At 45.1% G+C, this 696-nt stretch carries 2 protein-coding genes; both read left to right on the top strand.

Annotation, left to right across the window (positions count from 1 at the left end):
- On the top strand, positions 1-149 hold a 149-nt coding region (locus tag R7Q46_RS30870; protein WP_411978779.1), incomplete at its 5' end, for a translocation/assembly module TamB domain-containing protein.
- Positions 150-193: 44 nt separating this feature from the next.
- Positions 194-541: a gamma-glutamylcyclotransferase gene (locus R7Q46_RS27235; RefSeq protein WP_318078275.1), complete on the top strand. Its 348-nt coding sequence runs from the start codon at positions 194-196 to the stop codon at positions 539-541.
- The last annotated feature ends 155 nt before the right edge of the window (positions 542-696 follow it).

The raw sequence follows: 696 nt of genomic DNA, 5'->3' as shown, positions 1-696 counted from the left end.
CAGGTCTACAGGTTAAATATGGTGTTGGCATCTTCAACTCGCTGGGTGAGTTCACGGTGCGTTACCGATTGATGCAAGACCTGTATTTAGAGGCGGTATCTGGTGTAGATAGCGCAGTTGACCTACTCTATCAATTTGAATTTGATTAGGGCGCACGTCCTAACCACACAGAACTCATAGCTAAGGAGTGGTTATGCAGCATTTGATTTTTGTCTACGGCACGTTACGTAAGGGAGAGTATAACCATCATTATTTGAGCTCGGCTCAATTTCTTGGTTTACATGAAACGGACGCCCAATTTTCGCTCTACGATGTAGGCTCGTACCCAGCGCTGTCAGAAGGGCAGCGCTCAATCCAAGGCGAAGTTTATCTGATTGATGATGATACTTTGGTGGCGCTCGATCAGCTTGAAGACGTACCTGTCGAATATCGTAGAGAGAGCATTGCAACGCCATTTGGCCAAGCGTGGATTTACTTGTATCAAGACCCGGAGCAGCTTACGGAAGAGATAGCGTCTGGTGATTGGTGTCAAAGGGTGTGAACTATACTTAAGTAACCATCGTAAGAACGTTGTCGAGATTTAAAAACGTTTCTAAACACGTTAGAAAACGACAAGTCAGAAAAGTAAGGAGTGATGATGAGAGTGTTAATAATTGGCGCGATGATGATGCTTCTGTCTGCTTGTGCGCAAACCAC

The sequence above is a fragment of the Vibrio sp. 811 genome (assembly GCF_033339195.1).
The sequence above is the reverse complement of the archived record's forward strand: the minus strand, read 5'-3'. Positions and strand labels throughout refer to the sequence as shown.

What these genes read in the sequence shown, in the direction of transcription:
- R7Q46_RS27235 (WP_318078275.1), top strand. Translation starts at nt 194, where the DNA reads ATGCAGCATTTGATTTTTGTCTACGGCACGTTACGTAAGGGAGAGTAT.